This window comes from Cytobacillus sp. FSL W8-0315 (genome assembly GCF_038002905.1).
GTDB lineage: Bacteria > Bacillota > Bacilli > Bacillales > Cytobacillaceae > Cytobacillus > Cytobacillus pseudoceanisediminis.
This window is the reverse complement of record NZ_JBBOOC010000001.1, coordinates 1603404-1625661: the sequence shown is the minus strand read 5'-3', so window position 1 is coordinate 1625661 and position 22258 is coordinate 1603404. Positions and strand designations below refer to the sequence as shown.

21 protein-coding genes and 1 pseudogene are annotated in these 22258 nt (G+C 41.7%); 4 read left to right on the top strand and 18 right to left on the bottom strand.

Annotated elements, in window-relative coordinates; genetic code table 11:
- Nucleotides 1-329: 329 nt before the first annotated feature.
- The 4 genes from MKY20_RS08350 to MKY20_RS08335 form a co-directional block, all read right to left on the bottom strand.
- The gene (locus MKY20_RS08350) at nt 330-1130 is read right to left on the bottom strand and encodes a DUF1444 domain-containing protein (RefSeq protein WP_251174711.1); all 801 of its coding nucleotides are present in this window, start codon (nt 1128-1130) and stop codon (nt 330-332) included.
- Between the two features lie 188 nt (nt 1131-1318).
- Complete coding sequence (locus tag MKY20_RS08345; RefSeq protein ID WP_009333341.1) at nt 1319-1636, bottom strand: thioredoxin family protein; 318 nt, start codon at nt 1634-1636, stop codon at nt 1319-1321.
- Nucleotides 1633-2655 (bottom strand): PTS transporter subunit IIC, encoded by a 1023-nt coding sequence (locus MKY20_RS08340; protein ID WP_019383040.1) that lies wholly within the window; start codon nt 2653-2655, stop codon nt 1633-1635. The genes MKY20_RS08345 and MKY20_RS08340 overlap by 4 nt, the downstream gene beginning before the upstream one ends.
- 176 nt (nt 2656-2831) lie before the next feature.
- Nucleotides 2832-3344, bottom strand: a complete 513-nt coding sequence (locus MKY20_RS08335; protein WP_009333343.1) for a hypothetical protein — start codon at nt 3342-3344, stop codon at nt 2832-2834.
- Between the two features lie 162 nt (nt 3345-3506).
- Here MKY20_RS08335 and MKY20_RS08330 point away from each other — a divergent pair, with 162 nt between their 5' ends.
- Nucleotides 3507-3953, top strand: a complete 447-nt coding sequence (locus MKY20_RS08330; protein WP_009333344.1) for a YtoQ family protein — start codon at nt 3507-3509, stop codon at nt 3951-3953.
- Nucleotides 3954-3973: 20 nt separating this feature from the next.
- Here the strand turns inward: MKY20_RS08330 and MKY20_RS08325 are convergent, their stop codons facing one another.
- Both MKY20_RS08325 and MKY20_RS08320 read right to left on the bottom strand, forming a co-directional pair.
- Nucleotides 3974-4486: a DUF84 family protein gene (locus tag MKY20_RS08325; protein ID WP_009333345.1), complete on the bottom strand. Its 513-nt coding sequence runs from the start codon at nt 4484-4486 to the stop codon at nt 3974-3976.
- A 54-nt stretch (nt 4487-4540) separates the two neighbouring features.
- Nucleotides 4541-5614 carry a M42 family metallopeptidase gene (locus MKY20_RS08320; RefSeq protein WP_009333346.1) on the bottom strand — a complete coding sequence of 358 codons (1074 nt, stop codon included), beginning with the start codon at nt 5612-5614 and terminating at the stop codon, nt 4541-4543.
- Nucleotides 5615-5844: 230 nt separating this feature from the next.
- Between MKY20_RS08320 and MKY20_RS08315 the strand changes: the two genes are divergently transcribed.
- Complete coding sequence (locus MKY20_RS08315) at nt 5845-6159, top strand: PepSY domain-containing protein (RefSeq protein ID WP_009333347.1); 315 nt, start codon at nt 5845-5847, stop codon at nt 6157-6159.
- Between the two features lie 290 nt (nt 6160-6449).
- Here the strand turns inward: MKY20_RS08315 and MKY20_RS08310 are convergent, their stop codons facing one another.
- Both MKY20_RS08310 and trmB read right to left on the bottom strand, forming a co-directional pair.
- A complete protein-coding gene (locus tag MKY20_RS08310; protein WP_192908970.1) occupies nt 6450-7292 on the bottom strand; it encodes a YtnP family quorum-quenching lactonase in 843 nt (280 codons plus the stop codon).
- A 166-nt stretch (nt 7293-7458) separates the two neighbouring features.
- Nucleotides 7459-8097 (bottom strand): tRNA (guanosine(46)-N7)-methyltransferase TrmB, encoded by a 639-nt coding sequence (gene trmB / locus MKY20_RS08305; protein WP_019383036.1) that lies wholly within the window; start codon nt 8095-8097, stop codon nt 7459-7461.
- Between the two features lie 234 nt (nt 8098-8331).
- Between trmB and MKY20_RS08300 the strand changes: the two genes are divergently transcribed.
- Complete coding sequence (locus tag MKY20_RS08300; protein WP_009333350.1) at nt 8332-8610, top strand: YtzH-like family protein; 279 nt, start codon at nt 8332-8334, stop codon at nt 8608-8610.
- Between the two features lie 3 nt (nt 8611-8613).
- Here the strand turns inward: MKY20_RS08300 and MKY20_RS08295 are convergent, their stop codons facing one another.
- The 5 genes from MKY20_RS08295 to thpR form a co-directional block, all read right to left on the bottom strand.
- On the bottom strand, nt 8614-9387 hold the full coding sequence (locus MKY20_RS08295) for a phosphotransferase family protein (protein ID WP_009333351.1): 774 nt from the start codon (nt 9385-9387) through the stop codon (nt 8614-8616).
- A gap of 657 nt (nt 9388-10044) precedes the next feature.
- Nucleotides 10045-12195 (bottom strand): type I pullulanase, encoded by a 2151-nt coding sequence (pulA, locus tag MKY20_RS08290; RefSeq protein WP_251266959.1) that lies wholly within the window; start codon nt 12193-12195, stop codon nt 10045-10047.
- Nucleotides 12196-12254: 59 nt separating this feature from the next.
- Nucleotides 12255-13244 carry a diacylglycerol/lipid kinase family protein gene (locus MKY20_RS08285; protein WP_251266960.1) on the bottom strand — a complete coding sequence of 330 codons (990 nt, stop codon included), beginning with the start codon at nt 13242-13244 and terminating at the stop codon, nt 12255-12257.
- Complete coding sequence (locus MKY20_RS08280) at nt 13234-14211, bottom strand: NERD domain-containing protein (RefSeq protein WP_019383031.1); 978 nt, start codon at nt 14209-14211, stop codon at nt 13234-13236. The genes MKY20_RS08285 and MKY20_RS08280 overlap by 11 nt, the downstream gene beginning before the upstream one ends.
- Before the next feature lie 274 nt (nt 14212-14485).
- A complete protein-coding gene (gene thpR / locus MKY20_RS08275; RefSeq protein ID WP_251266961.1) occupies nt 14486-15064 on the bottom strand; it encodes an RNA 2',3'-cyclic phosphodiesterase in 579 nt (192 codons plus the stop codon).
- A 254-nt stretch (nt 15065-15318) separates the two neighbouring features.
- On the opposite strand from thpR, the gene cysK reads away from it, so the two are divergent.
- Entirely contained in the window at nt 15319-16251 is a 933-nt protein-coding gene (gene cysK / locus MKY20_RS08270; protein WP_019383028.1) for a cysteine synthase A, read from the top strand.
- 54 nt (nt 16252-16305) lie between these two features.
- On the opposite strand, the gene dat is transcribed toward cysK, so the two are convergent.
- From dat to MKY20_RS08245, 5 genes and pseudogenes are all read right to left on the bottom strand, one after another.
- Nucleotides 16306-17175, bottom strand: coding sequence for a D-amino-acid transaminase (dat, locus tag MKY20_RS08265; RefSeq protein WP_019383027.1), 870 nt, complete (start codon nt 17173-17175; stop codon nt 16306-16308).
- Between the two features lie 88 nt (nt 17176-17263).
- Nucleotides 17264-18682, bottom strand: a pseudogene (gene pepV / locus MKY20_RS08260) (dipeptidase PepV).
- Nucleotides 18683-18786: 104 nt separating this feature from the next.
- Entirely contained in the window at nt 18787-19965 is a 1179-nt protein-coding gene (locus MKY20_RS08255) for an ABC transporter permease (protein WP_251174708.1), read from the bottom strand.
- The gene (locus MKY20_RS08250; RefSeq protein WP_019383024.1) at nt 19955-20671 is read right to left on the bottom strand and encodes an ABC transporter ATP-binding protein; all 717 of its coding nucleotides are present in this window, start codon (nt 20669-20671) and stop codon (nt 19955-19957) included. Before MKY20_RS08250 ends, MKY20_RS08255 begins: the two co-directional genes overlap by 11 nt.
- Before the next feature lie 108 nt (nt 20672-20779).
- Nucleotides 20780-22054, bottom strand: a complete 1275-nt coding sequence (locus MKY20_RS08245) for a M48 family metallopeptidase (protein ID WP_019383023.1) — start codon at nt 22052-22054, stop codon at nt 20780-20782.
- Between the last annotated feature and the right edge of the window lie 204 nt (nt 22055-22258).

Below are 22258 nucleotides of genomic sequence, written 5' to 3'. Positions count from 1 at the left end.
TAAAAACTTTGTTAGACTTTCTATATTATTTTAGCAGTTATTCACAGATTTTGAATAAGAAATCCGAGAATGAGTCCTTATAAAGACAGAATGGGTAAATTTACAAACAAACTAAAGGCTGCAGGCATACTTTCGACTCAGGCGGGTGATTAAAGGTTCATAAGTAGTGATATCTGTCTTTTTACCCGGAACTGCTTAACTTTCATTTAAAATAACGGATCTATATATCATTCGGTAATGGTTCATCTCACCTGGGGGTTTATCGCCTTGTTTTCAGGAAGAATCAGTGTTAAACAAAAAAAGGACCACATTGCTGTGACCCTTAAAACCTACTTTTTTTTATTCTTACCCAAAATAAATATTGGTTCAAACTCTCCATTCTCATATAAGAATGACAGGGAAGTAATGGGCACTCTGCCGCTCGCAAAGAAACTCATAGTCATCTGGGCGAGAACGTCATAGCCTGTTTCATTTTTTATATCAGCAATAATCAATACGTCCTGATGCGGAACGGCAACGGCCATGGATCCTTCTACTTTCCTGCCCATTTCTTTAATAAAGGAATCATTCAGGATTCTGCTTGCATCATATCCATCATTTTTGTTTAAGAAATAGAAAGTGTTGCCTGCAACAGTATCCGATTTCATATCTGTCGACAGGGATCTTACGTTGAAAAGAGCCGTTTCTCTAATTCTTTCGGGATCCCAGCTCTCTTTTTCCATTAGCTTTGCATCAATGAGGCGATACGTATTTCCAAGATCGAGCGCATAGTAAATTCGTGTTTCAGCCGTATGTTCATCTGTCAAAAAAGGAATACCTTCCTGTGACTCGCCTGGAAAAGAAGTTGATCGGATGACTGGAAAAATATTTTTTTCATGTCCCGACAAATGGGCATCCTCCACCATTGCCTCCAGGCCTTCTTCCACATAATAAACGACTTCTTCAATCGCTTTTTCCTTTTGCTCCTGCCATTTAGCAATAATGCCCGGAAGAGAGATGGTAATTCCTTTTCCAGTGTCCTTATTTTCGATTCTGAACTGATCTTTTTCCCTGTCAAAAGAGAAAGTCCGGTTCTCTTTTGCTAAGCGCTGCTCCAATTCATTTTTCATCTTTTTACTATCCATTTTCATATATAAGCCCCTCCTTATGGGGATTGATTTCCGACTATCATTCTACACTAATAAACCCTCCTGCTCAAAAGAGATGCAGGAGGGCCTAAAAACGGAAGCGCCTTGCCAGCCCCCGACGCCTCGAGAGGGCAGGCTGCTTGCGCTAGACATTTATCAAAGTAAAATTTGAACACTAAATGTACACAGGCTTATTGTTCAAGAGTTTGAATAAAGTTTTCAATTTCTTCCTGGGTTTTGCGGTCTTTGCTGACAAAGCGGCCAAGTTCCTGGCCATCCCTGTATCCGATGAAGCTTGGGATCCCAAAGACATCAAGCTCAATGCAAAGATCAATGAATTGATCGCGATCTACATAAATAAAAGTGTATTCACTATATTTTGCTTCTATTTCAGGCAATATCGGTTCAATAACCCGGCAATCCGGACACCAGTCAGCTGAAAACATGAAAATATGCTTCCCATTGCTGCGCATCTCGTTAAATTGTTCTGCCGATTCCAGTTTTTTCATTTTTTTTCGCCCCCTGTGCTGATATGCATGTCTCCATATTGGATCCAGCCTTTCTTCCTCATATACTCAGATAATAACAGGCTGATAAGAGCCGGTCCAATAAAATGCAATATAATGACCTTCATCCAAATTTCTGAACCAAAGCCCATCGTTGTAAAAGTCATTATCTGTCCAACCAGCCCGCTTGTTCCCATGCCTGCTCCTGCAGCATTGTTCTCCATTAGCCAGACGGTCGTGCCAAAGGGTGCCAGGAACGCACCTGCAAGGGTAGGTGGAATAAGAATACGCGGATTTTTAATAATGTTGGCTACCTGCAGCATGGATGTTCCTATTCCAATCGCTACTAAACCGCCCATTTTATTTTCCCTGAAGCTGCTCACTGCGAAGCCGACCATTTGTGCTGCACAGCCAATAGTGGCAGCTCCTGCTGCAACTCCGTGCAGATCAAGCATAAGCGCAATGGCGGCTGAAGAAATGGGTGCCGTCAAGGCAAGACCCATTAATACCGCCACAATGATGCCCATGATGATTGGCCTTTGCTCTGTTCCCCACATGATCAGGCTGCCAAAGCTCTTCATTCCATAATCGATCCCGGGGCCAATTAATGTTGAAACCATATAACCAGCCACAATTGTAACAAGCGGTGTTACAATGATATCAACCTTTGTTTCCTTACTGACAAGTTTTCCAAGCTCTGTGGAAATAAGAGCTGCAGCGAAGCTCCCTGCTGGACCGCCAAGAGCCGCGCCGGCAGCCCCGCTGGCAATGGCTGAAAAGATAACAAGCGGTGGAGCATTAAGTCCGTATGCAACTGCAACACCTATTGCAGGCCCCATCAGACCCATAGCCAGAGTGCCCATATCCTCCAGGTATTTGAAATCAGTCTGTTCGCCGACTGTCTTAATAATAAGCCCAATGATCAGCGAAGCGAATAATCCAAGCGCCATGCTGCTCAGTGCATCTATAAAATATACTTTAGGTGAAAGGGTTACCCCTTTTCTATTCAGAAAGGCTCTCATTATTTTCCCCCTATTTAAAAGTTCTGCAACTATAAGATAACACATGTAAAGACACTTGTAATATAAAATCTTTTGTATTCTTATTGTTCTTTATAATAGGGGTTTTCTATCATAATTTATTAAAAATAAATTCTTAAAAAAAAGCAAAACAAAAACGAAGGACATCGCCCTTCGCTTTAATTCTTCACCTGGACAGAATTAGCTATCTCCATCATTGCAGCGGCCTCAGAGGATAAATTTCTGGTCGCAGCCTGCGTAGATAATTTTACTCCGCCAATCCCGACTACCAATTCGTGTTCGTCTTTTTTCCCTCTGTTGATTAACAGGAAGCCATTATGTCCATCTTTTGTAAACGTCTCTTTAACTTCATATTTATCTTTTTGCTTTAGGGTAGCATCATAAACAACCTTGCTGTCCGGGCCTTCATGCTGGTTGTAAAAAAGGATATACCTTTTGGAGCCATTTTTTAAAATGATGTTATTTGGACTTTCCTCTTCTACTTCGTAGCCGAAAGGCAAATAATATTCTATATCTTCAAACTCATGATTTGTCTTTTCAGGTGATAGGTTGAATGCTTCCTCTGCAGCATTCTTTGCGGCAGTTTGCTCTTCTTCCAACGATGCTGAACAGGCACTGACCAGTATAAATGAAATAAATAAGAGCAAGGCTGCGGTGAATCTTTTATGCATTCTAAAGTCCCCTCCTTGCATGGAATCTCATATCCTTCCCTATCATACATTTCTTCTTAATAGTCTGACAACCCTTCATATAAGGATTGAGGGCCTTTTCACTGCGTTACTTCTTAGAAGAAATGTTAAAATATAAGAATATTGCATAAAGGAGGAAAAAGAATGGAAATAACCGTCTACTTAGCAGGTGAAATACATTCCAATTGGCGCAATGAATTAAAGGAGAAAGCTAAATCACTTCAGCTGCCTGTTCATTTTACGGGTCCTATGGAAAACCATGACCGTTCTGACATGATCGGAGAGGAAATTCTCGGGAAGCAGCCGGATGCAATCTTCCGTGATGAAGCCGCTTCAAGCATCAATAACTTAAGAACACAGCTTCTTATGCAAAAATCGGATCTCGTGATTGCTTTGTTTGGTGAAAAATATAAGCAATGGAACACAGCCATGGACGCAAGTGCTGCTGCGGCACTTGGAAAACCGCTGATCCTCATCCGTCCCAATGAGCTGCATCACCCTTTAAAGGAGCTTTCAAGTAAAGCCAATGTTACTGTTGAAACGGTCAACCAGGCCTTGAAAGTTTTGTCGTACATCTTCGAAACCGAATAGAAAAAGGGGTTAGCACCAAGCTAGCCCTTTTTTCTATATTCATATTGCCCAAGAAGAAGCTTCATGACATGCGAGAACATGTCAGCACGATTAATCTGCCCATTTGTAAAAATCCCAACAGCTCCTTCATTTTTGCGGATATTTTCTTTTTTTGCGTAATCATCCATTACAGGGCCAAGTTCTTCGCCAGCCAAAAGCCGGACTGCAACCCCATCTGGAAGGGGAATCCTGGCTCCGCCAGCAATAATCGGAGGCTGCCCTTTTTCCGCAAGAGCCCCCCAATTACAGAGAAATAGCCCGTGCTCTGTTTTCTGCACACCGCCCTCGAGGCCAATGCCAATTTGTCCGCCGGATGCTTGGAGTGCTCCATATGCTCTATTGATGGCCCCTTTTATGGTTTCTTCATCCGAGAATGGCTGGTCGTTCACTCCTGAGGGCACATCTTCGGACATAATAACAGCTTCATAATGGCTAAAAGCAGTTTTTACTGCCAAAATCTTTGCGGGATTTTTTGAACCAATGATGACTTTCATGTGTACTCCTTTCATATTACAGGAAAAAGAGACAGCACCTGCTGTCTCATCTGCTTAACTGTTTTGACGGATGGTTTCTACTGTTGAACGGTCACAAGCTTTTACTAATTTAACAAGCAATTCTTTTGCCGCTGCATAATCATCGACATGCACAATGGATGCATGTGTGTGAATATAACGGGAGCAAATGCCGATTACTGCACTTGGAACACCTTCATTGGATATGTGAACTTTACCTGCATCTGTTCCGCCTTGCGAGACGAAATACTGATATGGAATGTTGTTCGTTTCAGCTGTATCCAGAACAAACTCCCTCATGCCGCGGTGCGTTACCATTGAACGGTCCAGTATGCGCAGAAGAGCTCCTTTTCCTAAATGGCCGAACTCGTTTTTATCCCCGGTCATATCGTTGGCAGGGCTTGCATCCAACGCAAAGAAAATGTCAGGATTGATCATATTCGCTGCTGTCTGTGCACCTCTTAAGCCAACTTCTTCCTGAACTGTTGCTCCGGAATAGAGAATATTGGGAAGTGCTTCACTCTGGACTTCTTCTAAAAGTTCCACCGCCAAACCGCAGCCATAACGGTTATCCCATGCTTTCGCCAGGATTTTCTTTGCATTTGCCATTGGTGTAAATGGACAAATCGGGAGAATTTGCTGTCCTGGCTTAATGCCTATTCTTTTCGCATCTTCACGGTCATCTGCACCAATGTCAATCAGCATATTCTTTATTTCCATCGGCTTGCTGCGCTTTGCTTCGTCTAAAAGATGCGGAGGAATTGAACCGATAACTCCTGTCACCGGTCCATTATCTGTAATAATTTGGACTCTTTGTGCAAGCAAAACCTGGCTCCACCAGCCTCCCAGTGTCTGAAAACGGATCATTCCATTATCTGTTATGGAAGTGACCATGAATCCAACTTCATCCATATGGCCTGCCACCATGACAGTCGGGCCGCTTTGATCGCCTCTTTTCACGCCGAAGATGCCTCCAAGCTTATCCTGAACGACTTCTTCTGTATACTGGCTGATCTGTTCGCGCATGAATTTCCGTACTAAATGCTCGTTTCCAGGCGCCCCTGGCAACTCTGTCAATGTTTTAAAAAGCTGCAATGTTTTTTCGTTCATTATTATTCTCCTTTATCACTTTGCGAATTGGCTATGCAGATATGTATAATTTCATTTTACAGAACTTTCATACGTCTTTCCACCATTTCAGGCAGGAAACTTCGGTTGGCGAAATTTAAGCTGTGTATTATTTATTTTAGTTCATGCCTATTTTTGATAAGATAGAATTGGAAAACAGAAAAATTTGTAAAAATGAACTGCTTATATCATCAGCCTGGGGAGGTGCAATTATGAATTGGAAGTCATTTATGTTAGGTGTTGGGGTTGGTTTGGCGAGCGGGTACGCAGCTAGGGAATTGCTGTCGCAGAAAACTGCTGTTTCCCCTGAGAAAGCTTTGGCAAATGCAAAGGATGCATTTAAACAGGAAGGGCCGATAAGCGGATCATGGATTCATATGAAAGCTGAACCTTATGAAAAAGGTCATTTAAAATATCAGGTTTATAAGGGCGGCATTTCGAGGTTTTCGGGTGAAGAAGCCGAGCAGTATGAATTCATTGCCGACGCAGAGACTGGAACCATTTTGGACGTTTTTCCACTGCATTGAGAAAAGCACAAATGCCTTGCCCAAGAAGGAATGCAGACTAAGAACGCCACGTCCTCCCAAAAGCTACCTACCGCTCTGTCGTGCGATGTTTATACTGTCGAAGCCTTCCTTGTCCTGCGGGCCTCAGGCATAAGACATTTCCTGAAAGAAGGTGGTTTTCTCCTTCTGAAAGGAAACAGCTTATGTCCCCGAGTCCCTAGGAGCCGTAACTAGACAAGCTTGTGACCTCGAGGGGGCAGGCCAGTTATAGACGTTTAAAGAGTATTAAAAAATCCCCGGATGGGGATTTTTTAACTTTGCTTCTTTTCCACCTTCTCAGCAATATTTCCTGATTCATCCCATTTGACTGCCCGGTAAAAAGCATCATGATAAAAAGTAAACCATGCATTTCTTTCCAGCCCGTATTCCATCCATTTTTCCTTGGCACTTATGGAATCCATCGGATAGTCATCGTAAGCGAGAACCCAAAGTACATTCGCATGGGCATGAGTTGGCATGATATCAGCCATATGAATGACGGTCTCATCCTCATCTTCTATAACAAGTATAGAATGGCCATCACTGTGGCCGCCTGTATGCACCATTTTAATAGGGCCGAGCGTCCACTCTCCTGCAAAGACATCCACCTGATCCTGAATGGACTCCCAGTTTTCTTTCCAATATGTATTCCTTGAACGGATATTAGGATTTCTCATTTCTTCCCATTCCACTTGTGATGCAATGATTCTTGCATTTGGAAATATAGAAGAAAATTTTCCTTCTTCCGGTTTTGTCAGTCCGCAGGCATGATCAAAATGAAGATGCGTCATAAGGATATAATCGATGTCCTTTGGTGACAGGCCGTGCTTGGCTAAATCCTGTTCAACAAAAGACTCTTCAAGCGCTCCGAAATTCCTCTTCTGTTTATCACTCAGCTTCCCGTTTCCAAGACCCGATTCGACTAGAATATTTTTACCGTCAAACTGAATAAGGATCGGATCTGTTCTCAGTTCGATCTGATTATTTTCATTGCAGGGATATCTTTTAGACCATAAAGGCTTAGGAACTACCCCAAACATGGCTCCGCCATCAAGATGTGTGACACCGCCGCGAAGCCAGTACAGCTTTACGTTCTTTAACTCCAATGCTTCCATCATTATCTCCTCCATTTGAGTTTTTCTGAGCAAGCGCTCGCATTCCCCTTATCTCATATTAACATTTAAGCGCTTACTTGTAGAAATATTTAAATTATTCCACACGAATGCAAACAGTCAAATATAGCAATATCCAAAAAAAGCCTATCCATCCGGATAGACTAGCTTATCTGTATTGAACTTCACACCGGAATATACGGCTTCCCCTTGAAGAAAACTTCTCTTCATATTCGGTCATGATGTTTCCTTCATAATCGCTATTGTGAAGGTCCAGGCTGACAAATGTCAGAAGCATGCCGTACTCGGAGAAACTCATAAGAGATGATTCAAATAATCCCTGGTTATCAGTCTTAAAGTGTATTTCTCCTTTATCCCCAAGGATATTTTCATAAATCTCCAGGAAACTTTTATAAGTCAGCCTGCGTTTTGCATGGCGTTTCTTTGGCCATGGATCTGAAAAATTAAGGTAGACACGATCGACTTCGCCTTTTTCAAAGTAATCCCGAAGATCATTGGCATTCACATTCAGAAGCTTTACATTTGGAAGTTCATCCTCGATGATACGATCCAGAGCAGTGACGATGACGCTGTCAGCGAGCTCAATTCCAATGTAGTTGTTTTCCGGGTTTGCTTTCGCCATACCAGTTATGAAGCGGCCTTTTCCTGTCCCAATTTCTATATGAAGGGGCTGATCTTTATCGAAGGCTTCCTTCCACTTTCCTTTATATTTTTCAGGTTCTGAAATTACGTATTGTGGATATTCGGCTAATTTATCTTTCGCCCAAGGTTTATTTCGCTGTCGCATTTTGACACTCCTAAAAATTAATATCGTTCAAACAATATCATGCCTGTCGCAGTGATGCAACTTTATTTTTAGAGGGATTACTATAGTGGTTCATCCCTTGTTTGTAGTTTAACCCAATGGCACTCAAACACCTAAATTACAATCCGCCAATGAATAAATAAAAAAAAGAATCCACAACCTAAAAGTGAATTCCTTTTGTTTTTATTTTCAGCTTCAATAGAAAGGGTGCTTTTCATGCCGCTTGGACACCAGGATCAATTAAATTTATTAAAAGATATTTTAAGCAATCATCAGACAGATTGCTGTGGCTCTATTTCAGAATGTGAACAATTGGAACGTTTGGTTAAATCATTAATGATCAACGGAAATATTAATCAAAACGTAAAAACAGTATTAGAAGAAATTTATGAATACAGTCAGCACGGGATCAATTCTTCACAATTGGATACTCACATTGAATCCCACCAGAATGAATTATCACAATGGGTACAGGATATAGATCAATTTTCGTAAATCTTAAAGGAGCTCATCCAGATAGGAAAGCCACTTTTCCATTTCCTGGTACCTGAATTTATTTTTATGCCATTGGATAGATGTCAAAGTCTGTGCAATCACATACCATTTCATGCGGAGCAGCAAATTATCTGTCAACTGAATGCCGTACCGCTCAAGCCAATTTGGCCATTCTTCTTTAGAAATATACCAATACAATAGCATCCCCAGATCAATGGCCGGATCTGCTATCATGGCTCCATCCCAATCAATCAAGTACAGCTGGTTGTTTTCCGAAAGCAGCCAGTTGTTATGATTCACATCGCAATGGCACACCGTATTTTCCTCACAGTGGATATGCGAAACCTCTTGCTTCAGGAAATCGACTGACTGAATAACAGCAGCCTGCTCCTTCAGATCACAATCCAGTTCTTCCTCAATCAAACGCAAAAGGGTTTCGGGCTGCAGCGGAGACTTACCCATTCTTGTCAGCATACCAAGCAGCGGCTTTGAAGAATGTATTTTTCTCAAAAGCTTTGCTACGCTTTCCTGGTTCATGTCAGAAGCTTTTAGCTCTCTTCCATTAAGCCATTGCTGGGCAGTTATAACGTCCCCATTTTCCATTCTTTTTGTCCAGATAAGTTTCGGGACGATTCCTTCCGCAGACAGAACCGCCAGGAAAGGAGAGGAGTTTCTTTTAAGAAAAAGCCTCTGCTCTTCGTGCTTTGCATAGAAGGCTTCCCCTGTCGCCCCTCCGGCGGGAACAATCTCCCAGTCATGTCCAAATAAATGTTCCAAAATTGTTCACCTGCAATTTAGTAAGCCATTGGTTGTAGAATAGCGCAAACGCCTTGCCCACCTAAGGAACGCAGACTAAGATCGCCACGTCCTGTGGCAAAGTCTGCATGACCCACACCCTGTGGGCCTCAAGCACAAGACGTGCCTCCCAAAAAGGCGCCTTTGCCTTTTTGGGGGAATCGGCTTGTGACCTCGAGGGGTAGGCTGCTTGCGCTAGACAATTCTCGAGTTCAAATAATAAAAAGTTGAAAAATAAGCCCTGTTTTTTGCAGCAAGACTTATTTTGCCATGGCCAATAAAAGGGCCGTTGCTTAATAATGTTTTGTTCTATTCGACTATATTGCATTTTCGCAAATATAGCTGTTTATCAGGTTAATTAAATAAAGCTCCTATAAAGCACAAAGTAATCAGCAAATACAAACCAGCAATGTTTTGGGAATATAAAATAAAAAAAAAGCTATTGATGTTAGTCCCTCACAATAGCCATCTTTATAAATTTTATTCTTACTGGCTTTTTTCGTCAAGTGCATCTATTTAGGTTTACGGAATATCATCTAAAAAAATGAAGATTTTTCTGGTCAATTCATCATTATTTTCTTATTAAGGATAATTTTTGAAATAATAGAACTGAACAGTGGTATGCTTCTCAGACTTCTTCTATCTTCTGCAAACCAATACATATGAACTTAATGGCGGCATTTCAAATCTGGTGTTAATCTTGCGGATAGTGGAAATCCCGGCCTCACGTTCATCCGCAATAAGGTCCCAATCCCCAGCCGGGAGAAAAATTTCTTCTTCCGTCATTAAAGGATTGATAATCACGGCTGCATGGCTGCACTCGGCATTTTGATCACTGCTTGTTAACACATAACCCAATAGAGGTTTTTTAATATCCAGAAACCGCATGGAATTCCGGATCATTTCTGCATTGGCGAGTCTGAAAAGAGGAATTGACCTTCTTATGCTGATCAGCCCTTTAATATATTCAACATTATTTAAGTAACGGGATTTCCTTTCCCAGTCCAGATTATTGATGGAATCTGGAGCACGGTAGCTGTTTCCATTTCCTTCTTTGGTCCGAAAAAATTCCTGTCCGCTATGCAAAAATGGAATTCCTTGGGAAAGAAGGACCATTGCTGTTGCTAAGCGGTGCTTTTGCTGCTGCACAAGAGGATTCGCATTTTCAGAACAAACCTGTATTTTATCCCATAAGGTATGATTATCATGTGATTCCACATAATTTACAGATTGGGACGGGGAAAGGAAAATGCCTTTTTCCTTTTTTTCGAGGCCAATGCTTCCAGCCAATACCTGCTTTGCCGCATCATAATAATGCTCATTTCCCAATGCATAACCTTTATCATATAAATTAAACGTACTGCCTTTGATGGAATCTCTGAACCAGTCATTGAATTGGCCGATTCCAGGAAGCTTTTCCTGATTGCGGATGCTTGCTTTTTGGTCATCCGGTATAGGGGTATTCAAATCCCAGCCCTCACCAATAATAATGACAGACGGGTCAATCAATTCTGCATTCTGGCGAACCTCATTCATCGTTTCAATATCGAGTATACCCATCAAATCAAACCTGAACCCATCAATTTGATATTCCTTTATCCAGTATGATACGGAATCAACAATAAACTTCCGGGCCATCAGGCGTTCCGAAGCAAAGTCATTTCCAACTCCGGTGCCATTTGACGGCATTCCATATTCATCATGCCGGAAGAAATAACCCGGTACGATTTTTTCAAAAGAAGAATGCTCGCGAATATAAACATGATTATAGACTACGTCCAAAATGACCCGAATTCCCTGGGAATGAACAGCATAAATTAAGGCTTTCAATTCTCTGATCCGCGAGTAGGGATCTAAAGGATTTGTAGAATAACTTCCTTCCGGAACATTAAAATGGAGGGGGTTATAACCCCAGTTATATTCTTCTTTTGGACTTTTTTCATCCACACCTTCGAAGTCATGGACAGGCAGAAACTCAATATGAGTAATACCAAGCTGCTTCACATAGGACAGGCATGTAGGCTCCCCGTCTCTGCCGACGGTATTTGTCTCTCCCGCTCCTAAATAAAGGCCTTTCTGTGCTGCCCCGCTCGCGGGATGAATGGTAAAATCCCTAATATGCGTTTCATATATGATGGCATCTGTGGGCTGCGGAAGCGGCGGAAGCTCCGGCTTCTTTACTTTTGTATTTTCCATATTGACTACCGCACCATATTCCCCATTTATAGCCGAAGAGACTGCGTATGGATCAACAGCTTCTTTCCACTCAAGGTTAATGCATACAAGGAAAGAATAAAGAAAACGATCCAGGTCGCCTTTTACTTCACAGCTCCAGACTCCTCTCTCTTCTCTTCCCATCGGAATAAGCTCAGCTTCCTGCTCCAGTGCTCCTTTAAGCTTCAGCTTTACCTTTGCGGCTGTCGGAGCCCAGAGCCTGAAATGTGTCTTTTCTTTGCTGTACGAGAACCCCAGCGGACCGTCATAATAGAATTTCTCATCAAAATCACTTGTACGAATAACGGCGCCAATTTGCAGATCTGTTTTTCCCCCATATTCGTCCACTATCCAATATTGTTTCCCAAATTCCGCTTCATGTTCTATTCTGCATGTATATTTAACGGCATCCTCAATCGGCATGCTTTTCAATATTTCAACAGGAAACTCTTCTTCCCAGTCAGTAAGGAGAGAGAACCCGGAAGAACGCCCCTGATGATAGCTGAAAGGAAGTATGATCGTAATGATGTGCATTTCGTCTAAGTATGCATTAAAAGTCCGTTCAATCGTTATCATTCCGAATTCATCTCCTTTACTTAGTCGGACGGTAATTTAAGAGCAGCTCTCTCCTAAAATCAACACCCATCTTTTCCATTGCCAATAATTACAGGAATGGCTTCGGGGCAAACAGAGGCCGAAATCGGGGAGCTGCCTAAAGCCTCTCCATCTGCGTGAGCAGGAATGGGGTGTGAAGATCTAATGCTGACATTCTGGCCCTGAAGAACTGTGACTTCTTTAAATGCTATATGACGCCCCTTGAAGACAGAGGCAAATACAAACAAAATTTTTATTCTTGATATATTGTGGACGACCGTAACATTTAGAATTCCATCAAAAGGATTTGCATCCGGAGAAATCATCATACCGCCTCCATAGAATGGCTGATTGGAAATAGTAATAAACCAGGCTGAATCGAAATCGAATTTTTTTCCATCAATGACGATTTCAAGATCAGAGCATTTATAAGTAAACAGCTCTTTTACAAGAAAGAGAGCGTATACAAATTTCCCCAGAGATAACTGATTCAAGATTCCTTTCATCTTTGAACTGTTTACTTTCCGGGAAATCAGTGCATCAAAACCAGCACCCATATTATTAATAAAATATGTTTTTTTCCCATCTATGTGTCTAATCATTCCGATATCAGCTTTTACAGAAGAATGACTGATCCCCTTAAGAATTGCTTTTAAAGATTCTGCCGGGTCTTTAGGAATTCTAAAGCCCCGCGAGAAATCATTCCCAGATCCTCCCGGAATAAATCCGACTGTCACATTCCGATGACTCACAGCACCATTCATAACCTCGTGAACCGTCCCGTCTCCGCCCACAGCAACAAGATATAATCTTTGCCCGCCCGCCTGTTCTGCATAGATCTTTGCCAATTCCCTGGCATGGCCCTGATATTCTGTCCTGGCTGCAGAGAAAGGGATATTTTCCTCTTTCAGCATCTGCTCAACTTTTTTCCAGACTTTCAGGCAGGAGCCATTTTTCGCCTGCGGGTTAATAATGAACTTAAGCTCTTCCCTGCTATGAGCTTTATCCTCGAGGAAATCTTCATGATTCATCGCGATTCTCCCACTCCAGCCTTTTGACTGATGCAGTCTGGCAATATTGAAGCAGTACCTGCGCTCCTTTTAATTGAACATGCTTGAGAGGCGAACGCTGGCTTCTCATTGTCTGAAACCATTGATCATAGGTCCTTTTATCGATTAGCTGAACATCAATAGGAGCTGCCGGATAATCAATATATCCATTTCGGGTAAGTAAAGCCTTTTTAATCGGCAATTCAATAGAATGAATTTCAAATATTTTTCGGACAATTTTTTCAGTCCTATTTAATGCAAGCAGCGGATTCAGGACCTTCTTTTCCTCCCCTTTTCCCTTTTTTGTCCAGAATCTATCCTTCGAACCTGAGAATACTGCTGAATCTTCTTCCTCCAAAAAGCTGATGCACCATACCTCTGTCGGGCTTATAACAATAGTTTCTGTTTCCACCGGAGCCTTTTTCAGCAGAAAGATCGGATTGAACATGACAAGATACGTATCCGGATATCTTTGCAGAAAATACTTTAGCTTTTCATCATAATAGTAATGCTTATCGGGAAATGATTTTTCCGTTAATGTGGAGGTTGCCCATTTCATCTGGAATCGGAAAAGCTGGTCTAGAAACTGGTGTTTTAAATTCTCAATTGTTTCTGGACGCACAGCAAAGGAGGCTTCAAATTCAAGCACCTCTTCCTCCTTTTTCAATTCATCCCCGGAAGCCCCGTATTCCTCTAATTCTTCATTTTTTCCCCGCTTTAACAACCCCTTTAGCTTTTCCATGAGCGGTTCTTTTTCTTCCTCAAGCCACTCCGCTGTGCCGGCTGTATATTGCTGCCCGGATTGAGGATTGAATGAATCATTTGATTCCCATGCTTTATGCCATTTATCCCACTGCTGTTTTTTTAGTCTGACAAATCGGGAAGGATATACAAAAATGTCTTGCTGGTAACGTGAAACATAATCCTGCAATTTAATTAACTGTCCCATACTCCTAGCCCTGCTTTCGTATATAACTTTCTATCTCTAATTATTCATTTAAGTTTTTTTATTTTGCCCGTTGATTTCCGCTGCAGGCACTAGCCTTCCACGGGACTGCCGGGATCCTCCTCAACGCGATGTGTCTGCGGGGTCTCCCCTGGTGCGCTACTCCCGTTGGAGTCCCCCACCTTCCGCTCCTATCAACTCAGTGATAAATATTTTATATTCTCTCAAAAGCAGCAATTTCACCTAAGCTGTTTTTCATTAATAGTATGTATTTATTTTATTCCCCCACAAGCGGAAAGATGGCAATGCTTTCATATTTCGGTGTTTTGTCCAGATGGGTCTGATATAGAACGACTTCTGAAGCCTCAAATTCAAGGGGCTCCTCCTTGAATGGACTGTAAGCGTCCAGCATGTTTTCCTGAAACGGAAAAGTGCCGGCCCATTTTCTTGCCATAGTGATATGAGGTTTAAATGGTCTTGTCTCCATTTCAAAGCCCGCTTCCTGGCATGCTGAATATACTTTCGATCTTAAATCTTGGAGATGTTTGTCCTGCTGGGTTCCACACCAGAAAATTCTTGGTGCGTCTTGTTTTCCAAATACGCCAAGTTTGCAGATATGCAGAGGAAATCTTTTTTCGTGTCTGATTGAGTCAGCGGCAAGCTTGGCTGCTTTCTGCAGTTTTTCCTGGGGTGCAGACCCTAGAAATGCTAGGGTAATATGATAATCCTCTTGATGGACCCAGCGGCTAAAAGGCAATTTTGGACTTAAATTCCCACAGTATTCTTTCAACTTTTTCTTTGTTTCAACCGGTAATTTCATCGCAAAGAAAAAATGAGCATTCAATTGTTTGTACACTTGAGATTCCTCCATATTTTCACTTATTTTAACAAACATCAGTTAAAATTGGCAGATACTTTCTGTTTGACCTCTCATTTTAAGTATTCTTCCAATTCCTTTTGATTTGATTGGAATAGTCTGTTTTAGTATGATGGACATAATATGAATAGTTATAGATTTCCTTTGTTAGGATGAAATTAAACAAATCGACATAAAATAACAAAGTATTAAACTTCCTTGTTATTACAGTCTTATTTGAAAGGGAGAGTCAGATGAAAGTTGTTAACAATCTCGCGGACTTAATTGGAGATACTCCACTTGTTAAATTAAATAAGCTCGCCCCTGAAAATGGAGCAAGCATCTATGCAAAGCTTGAATTCTACAATCCAAGCCGCAGTGTAAAAGACCGCGCGGCTTATAATATGATTGTCGAAGCTGAGAAAGCAGGCCAATTGAAACCAGGTTCAACTATTATTGAACCAACCAGCGGAAACACCGGCATCGGGCTTGCAATGAATGCAGCAGCACGTGGCTATAAGGCCATTCTGGTTATGCCTGACACCATGACGGCAGAGCGCATCAACCTTTTGAAAGCATATGGAGCAGAAGTTGTCCTGACTCCTGGAGATGACAAAATGCCCGGTGCTATACAAAAAGCAAATGAGCTGGCTGAGGAAATTCCAAACAGCTTTGTGCCGATGCAATTTGAAAATAGCGCTAACCCTGATGCACACCGCTATTCAACAGCAGTCGAAATTATTGAGGGCATGAAGGAAATCGGCAAACCACTCTCTGCCTTTGTTGCCACGGCAGGCACTGGCGGCACGATTACCGGCACAGGAGAAGTTTTGAAAGAGCATTATACTGGATTGGAAGTACATGTTGTGGAACCCAAGGGCTCACCTGTCCTATCAGGCGGAAAGCCTGGCAGACACAAGCTTGTCGGCACAAGTCCCGGATTTGTTCCGGTAATTCTCAATACGGATGTTTATGATGAAATCCATCAAATCAAAGATGAAGAAGCATATGATACAACGCGCAGAATGGCAAGAGAAGAAGGGATATTAGTCGGTCCATCCTCAGGAGCAGCCTGCTATGCTGCCATCCAGGTTGCAAAAAGGCTAAAGCCGGACGATGTTGTCGTATTCATCGTTTGCGATACTGGAGAAAGATACCTTTCAAGCGATCTGTTTCAGTTTGAATAAGTAAGTTAAAAGACAAGACCCCAGGGATTACTCCTGGGGTCTTTCGTTTTAGAACTATCTAATTTTAACCGTCAAACTGCCGCACTCTTTTTCAATTGCCTCTTCAAAAAGGTTCTGTAATTTATTTGTGATGGGACCAGGACTTCCATTACCAACCGGCTTTCCTTCAATCTCTATAATCGGAGTAATTTCAGCTGATGTACTGGACATAAAGACTTCATCCGCGTCCAGCAGATCATCCTTTGTAAAAGCAGATTCTTCAAGTGCTACTCCATTTCCCCTGCAGATCTCGTTGATTTTACGGCGGGTAATGCCATTTAGGATCAGATTTGTTGCAGGGTGCGTATATAGTGTCCCATCTTTTACAATCGCTATATTGGAAGAACTTCCCTCAGTCACCGTATCCCCGCGATGCTGAATTGCTTCAAAGCAGCCCGATTGTGCTGCTTTTTGCTTTGCCATGATATTGCCAAGCAAGTTCAGACTCTTTATGTCACAGCGCAGCCAGCGTATATCTTCAATCAAACTAGCCTTAACACCATTTCTCATGCTCTCAACAGGTCTTGAGGTTTCACGGGTATAGGCTGTAAGCACCGGTGCAACGTCTGCACCAGGATAAGCATGATTTCTTGGAGAAGTCCCCCTGGAAAATTGCATATATACTATTCCAAGTTCAAGATTATTCCTTTCGATCATCTCTGCAAGCATCTGTTTAAGCTGCCCTATAGAATAAGGGATATCGAGCTCTATTTTCCTTCCGCTCTCAAGCAGCCTTTCAAGGTGCTCATCTGCCGTAAACATTTTTCCGTTATAGACGCGGATTACTTCATAGACGCCATCACCAAATTGATAGCCGCGGTCCTCAATATCTACTTTCGCTTCAGAGCGTTCGATCAAATCACCGTTCAAAATGACATATTCCATTTCTCTGACACTCCCTGTAAATGGTTTGTTTGTCTAATCTATTAGCTGTTAATGTAAAATCTTTCAGCCATCATATCAGGTTTTAGAGCTATTTCGCAAGTTCATAAATCGCCTGTGCATAAATAGCTGCAGCTTTAATTAAATCCTCAATAAACACATATTCATCTTTTTGATGTGCCACGTCTTCCCTGCCTGGGAAAAGCGGGCCAAACGCTACACCAGACTTCAAGGAACGTGCATATGTGCCCCCGCCAATTGCTAAAAGCTCTGCCTTTTCGCCAGTCTGCTGTTCATACACTTTTTTCAGGGTTTGGATAAGAAAGTCATCTTCTTCCACATGATGCGGCTTGGAATCAGTGAAATTCTCTAATCTGAAATGTTCGTCTTCGATCAATGACTGAAGCCTATTTTTCGTATCATCCATATTGTTAGTGACGGGATAACGTACATTAAAGCCTAAACGGCCGCCATTTTCTTTTGTATATGATAGTTTTCCTACATTAACGGTTAAATCACCGGTAATCTCATCCGCACAGGCGATGCCAAGCTTTCTTCCTCTGGAATCATCACATAAGTATCGTGATACAAACTGAAAATAATGGCATGCCTTCTCATCCAGCTGAAGGGATGCCAGGAATGACGCCATCAGAATACCTGCATTTTTCCCATTATCAGGCTCCATCCCATGAGCCGATACCCCCTGAAGCTCCAGAATCAGTTCGCCGTTATCTATGTACTACTTTCCTTCAAGCTCAGTCTTTTTGAGGAAATCAATATACCTTTGCACCACTTCAGTGTGTTCAAGATGGACTACAAGACTAGCTTTTGCAAAATCAGGAACCATGTTATATCTTCTTCCTGACTGGAAATGCACGACCTCTGCCAGTACTTCCCTGTCTGTTTCTTCGGTATGGCCGATTTGGACAAGATCAAAATCAGAGATGCCCTTTTCTGCATAGATGATTGGGAAATCGGCATCAGGGGCAAATCCCATTGCCGGCATTTCTTCGTGTTTAAAATAATGCTCTACACAGCGCCAATCACTTTCTTCATCTGTTCCAATAATCATTCGGACCCTTTTGCTTAAAGGCAGCTCCAATTCCTTTACAATTTTCATAGCATAATATGCAGCCATTGTTGGGCCTTTGTCGTCGATCGCCCCTCTGGCAAAAATCTTTCCATCGCGAATTTCTGCACCAAATGGGTCGCTAGTCCATCCATCTCCTTCAGGAACTACGTCGACATGACAAAGTACACCAACAATTTCTTCACCCTCGCCAAATTCCAGATGACCAGCCAGGCTGCCGACATTTTTGACAGTGAATCCATCCTTTTCTCCAAGTTCAAGCATGAAATCGAGTGCTTCCTTCACACCTTCACCAAGGGGGGCATCTTCTGCTGCATTCTCTTCATCCAGCAGGCTTTTAATTCTTAAAAGTTTTTGGGTATCTTCAATTAAAGCGTCTTTTCTGTTATTAACCTCTTTTTGCCAATCCAATACGTTCATAAAAGTTACCTCCTTATCCTGATTTGAACATTTATGATTTCCCCATTATAACCGATTTTGCCTTAAATTTGCTTATGGGACTGTTTAATAAAAGCATACCTTTATTATGCACCAAGAATGCCGAACCTTGCCAAGATGATTGTCAAGGCGCTTACAATCAGTCCTAAGATCAAAATGGCGAGGAAGAATAAGGCTATGACCGTTCTATTCTTTGCGGTGAAATAGGAATCTTTTTCACTATATTTTTTTGTAAAGGGATGGGACATGATGGATTTATCCCAAGTAATAGAAAGCCATGTATACATCAAGAAAAGAAAGACACCCGACACAATTACTTTTATCCATAGTGGCGGAATGGCAATAATCCCCGCTGCGCTTACAGAAATGATTTGAAAATAACTGAAAATAAAGGAGGGATTCCGTATGAAAATCTTTATGAATAATTCTATCAGTCCCGTAATGGGTGTTCTCTTCTTAAAGATTCTTCTGGAGTTTCTGAATAATAGAGGTTTTGTCCTCATTGAAATAGCAGGCTTTTCTATTTCAGGAGCCATCATAAATATCCATTTGATATACTTTGTTTTTTCCTCCTGCTCAAGCAAAATTTCAAAGTCTACGGCCGATATCCCTTTCAGCATCTGGGAGACTCTCGTTAAAGTGCCGGAAAGCAGCACTGCCGAAATCATGTAAACCGGAAAGTCTGCACCGAAATTCCACAGAGAATAAACGAGCTGGCTGAACCAGCTCAATAATACAAACAGCAGAAAGCCAATTACATATTTTCTAAACTTCCCTTCAATCCTTTTCAGAGAATAGGAAACTGTCATAAGCGTCCATTTCAGAGTAATGAAAAAAGTCAGCAGGGCAATGATTTGACTCCATTGCAAAAAATAACTGTTCTTTAGAAAGGGAAGAAGAAGAGCGATTATCGCGCCTGTACTGACTGCCTGAAAGAAAAGTGAATAGCCAACTCCCCATTTTCTCATTCCCAAATAGAGGCTCTTATTTTTCACCAGAAACACCTTGTCAGCCTCTTGTATAAATGGGCGAAAGTTACCCAGCCATGAATAAATATAAAGCAGGAAGAAAAGGAGAAACATTGGCAAGTTTGCAATCCATTCAGGCGTTTCCAACCACCAGGAGCGATATATCATTCCAAAAATGATTGCACCGGGAACAATGAGATAAACCATGATGGTCCAATCTGCAACGGAACGGAAAATACCAAATTGATACTTCCAGCTATTGATTAACCTTCCAAAAAAGAGCGAACTACTTTTCATTGTCATTTCCCTCTGCAATCTGATGAAAGCAATCATAAAGCGAACCAGCCAAAAGACCGCATTGCTGCCTGATATCGTCTAATGAGCCGGAAGCCTTCAACTGGCCATCATGCACAATTAGAAAGCTGCTGCACACTTTCTCTGCCGTATCCAGTACATGAGTGGACATAAGAATGCCTGCGCCCCTTTGCCTCTCTCTTTCAATTGATTCCAGAAACAGTTTCATAGCATTAGGATCAAGTCCAATAAACGGTTCATCAATAATATAGACATCCGGCTTGGCAATCATCGCAAGAATCAGCATCGCCTTTTGCTGCATCCCCTTTGAATATGTGCCGGGAAATTTATGAGCGTGTTCAGACAGATTATACTCCCTCAAGAGCTCTGATGCCCTCTTCTTATACTGTATTTCCGACAGTCCCTCTACGGCAGCTGTAAAATCCAAGTGTTCCCACAATGTCAGCTCATCATAAAAGATGGGGCGTTCAGGTATATAGGAATACTTAACTCCCTGCTTAAATTTCACTGTCCCCTTTTTATGTTCCAATAATCCCAGGATTGTTTTAATCGTTGTGCTTTTTCCTGCCCCGTTAGGACCTATAAGGCCGATCAATTCCCCCGCCATTACATCAAAATTAATATTATGTATGATCGGTTTTCCATTTTCATAGCCTGCTGATGCAATATCGACGTTTAATAAGTTCATTTACTCTCCTCCTGACTATACATACGGATATAATTGGAAAAGGTTTGCTCTTTTTCATATATTCTTTAAAACCATAATGAAACTGCCCCTCCGAAAGGGGCAGTTTCATTATGGCTGGAGGATATCCATTAATTCTGTATTTTCAAAGTCTGCAGCGTAATCATAGGCTGTGTAGCCATCCGCATCTTTCACAGCGGGATCTGCACCATACTCCAGGAGAAGCATGGCCATTTCAGTATCCTCATTAAATACTGCACTCATTAAAGGAGTGGTTTGATAGTTATCTGCCGTATTAGGCTCTGCGCCATTTTCCAGCAGAAGGGCAGCGCTGTCATACTGGCCATAAGAAACAGCCCAGTGTAAGGCAGTAGTGCCATCTGCATCCATTTCCTCAATATCCGCCCCATCAGCCAATAAAATGTGGATCATTTCAGTATCATTTTCACTCGCTGCATTCATTAGAGCGGTAGCTCCTTCAATGCCCATAACCGTTTCAGTCCACAAATCCATTTTTTTAAGTGATTTATACCCAACCCAGAGTCCGCCGGAAAGAATAGTCAGCGTTAAGACCGCTCCTGCTATCCCTAGCCATATCCTGCCCTTTGGTTCTTTTAACTCAACTGCAGATTCTTCATCAAAAACTTTTGATAAAGCATAAATTCTTTTCGGCAGGTGAGGATGGGTGGAAAGTTTCTCATTCAGCCATACAAAAAATCCAGTTTCCGTTTGGAGCTGCTCCATGTATGCATGCTTATTGACCTTAGGATAAAGTTCTTTTCCAATCGCAAGCATAGTTAAGGCATCTCTAGATGCTTCAAACGACTTTATATAATAGGCAGCATAACGATCACATGTATACTCACATGCTCTTAAGTACGCATTCCCCAGGAATGGAACCCACATAGCAGGGAGCAGAAGAAGGCTTATGATAACATGCTTTCTTTTTAAATGTGCAAACTCATGGGCCAGGACAAACAGCACTTCCTTTTCAGCTCCACGAGCAGTCAATTCAAAAATACCAGAATATAAGACAACCATATTTCTTCTGAAAAACCTGGTTGCAAAGGCATTTAAGACACCTTCAGACTCAATCACGTATATATCCGGCAAATCTTGCAGACCCATTTCCTTTGCAGTTAATACTGCTTTTTCATAAATTTCAGGAAATTGTTTCTCACTTATTCTTACTCCGTTTCTTCTGATGCCGCCCATCATAATCCCATGGAACAGAAGAGATACAAGTATTAATGCTAAAATAATCACAATGCCAATAATAGAGAATGCGAGAAAAATATAAGACAAAATACTAAATAAAGCAACGAATGCAAAATAAATATTTTCCTTCGGGTATACCAGGCGATCTCTCAGCGAGTAAGCTTCCATTACACTTTCTTCCTTTCAATCTCTTTTAAATATACCAATTGATTATAATCAAAAAACAAATTTTAGGATATAGAAACTTTCTTGAACGATTATTTGAATATTCTGTACATAATTCAAGCCCCATCTGCCATAAGGTATAGTAATAGTCCCTTTTCCCATTGAGGTTTAATCGCAAATAATTAGGGAATTGAACATACATTAAAA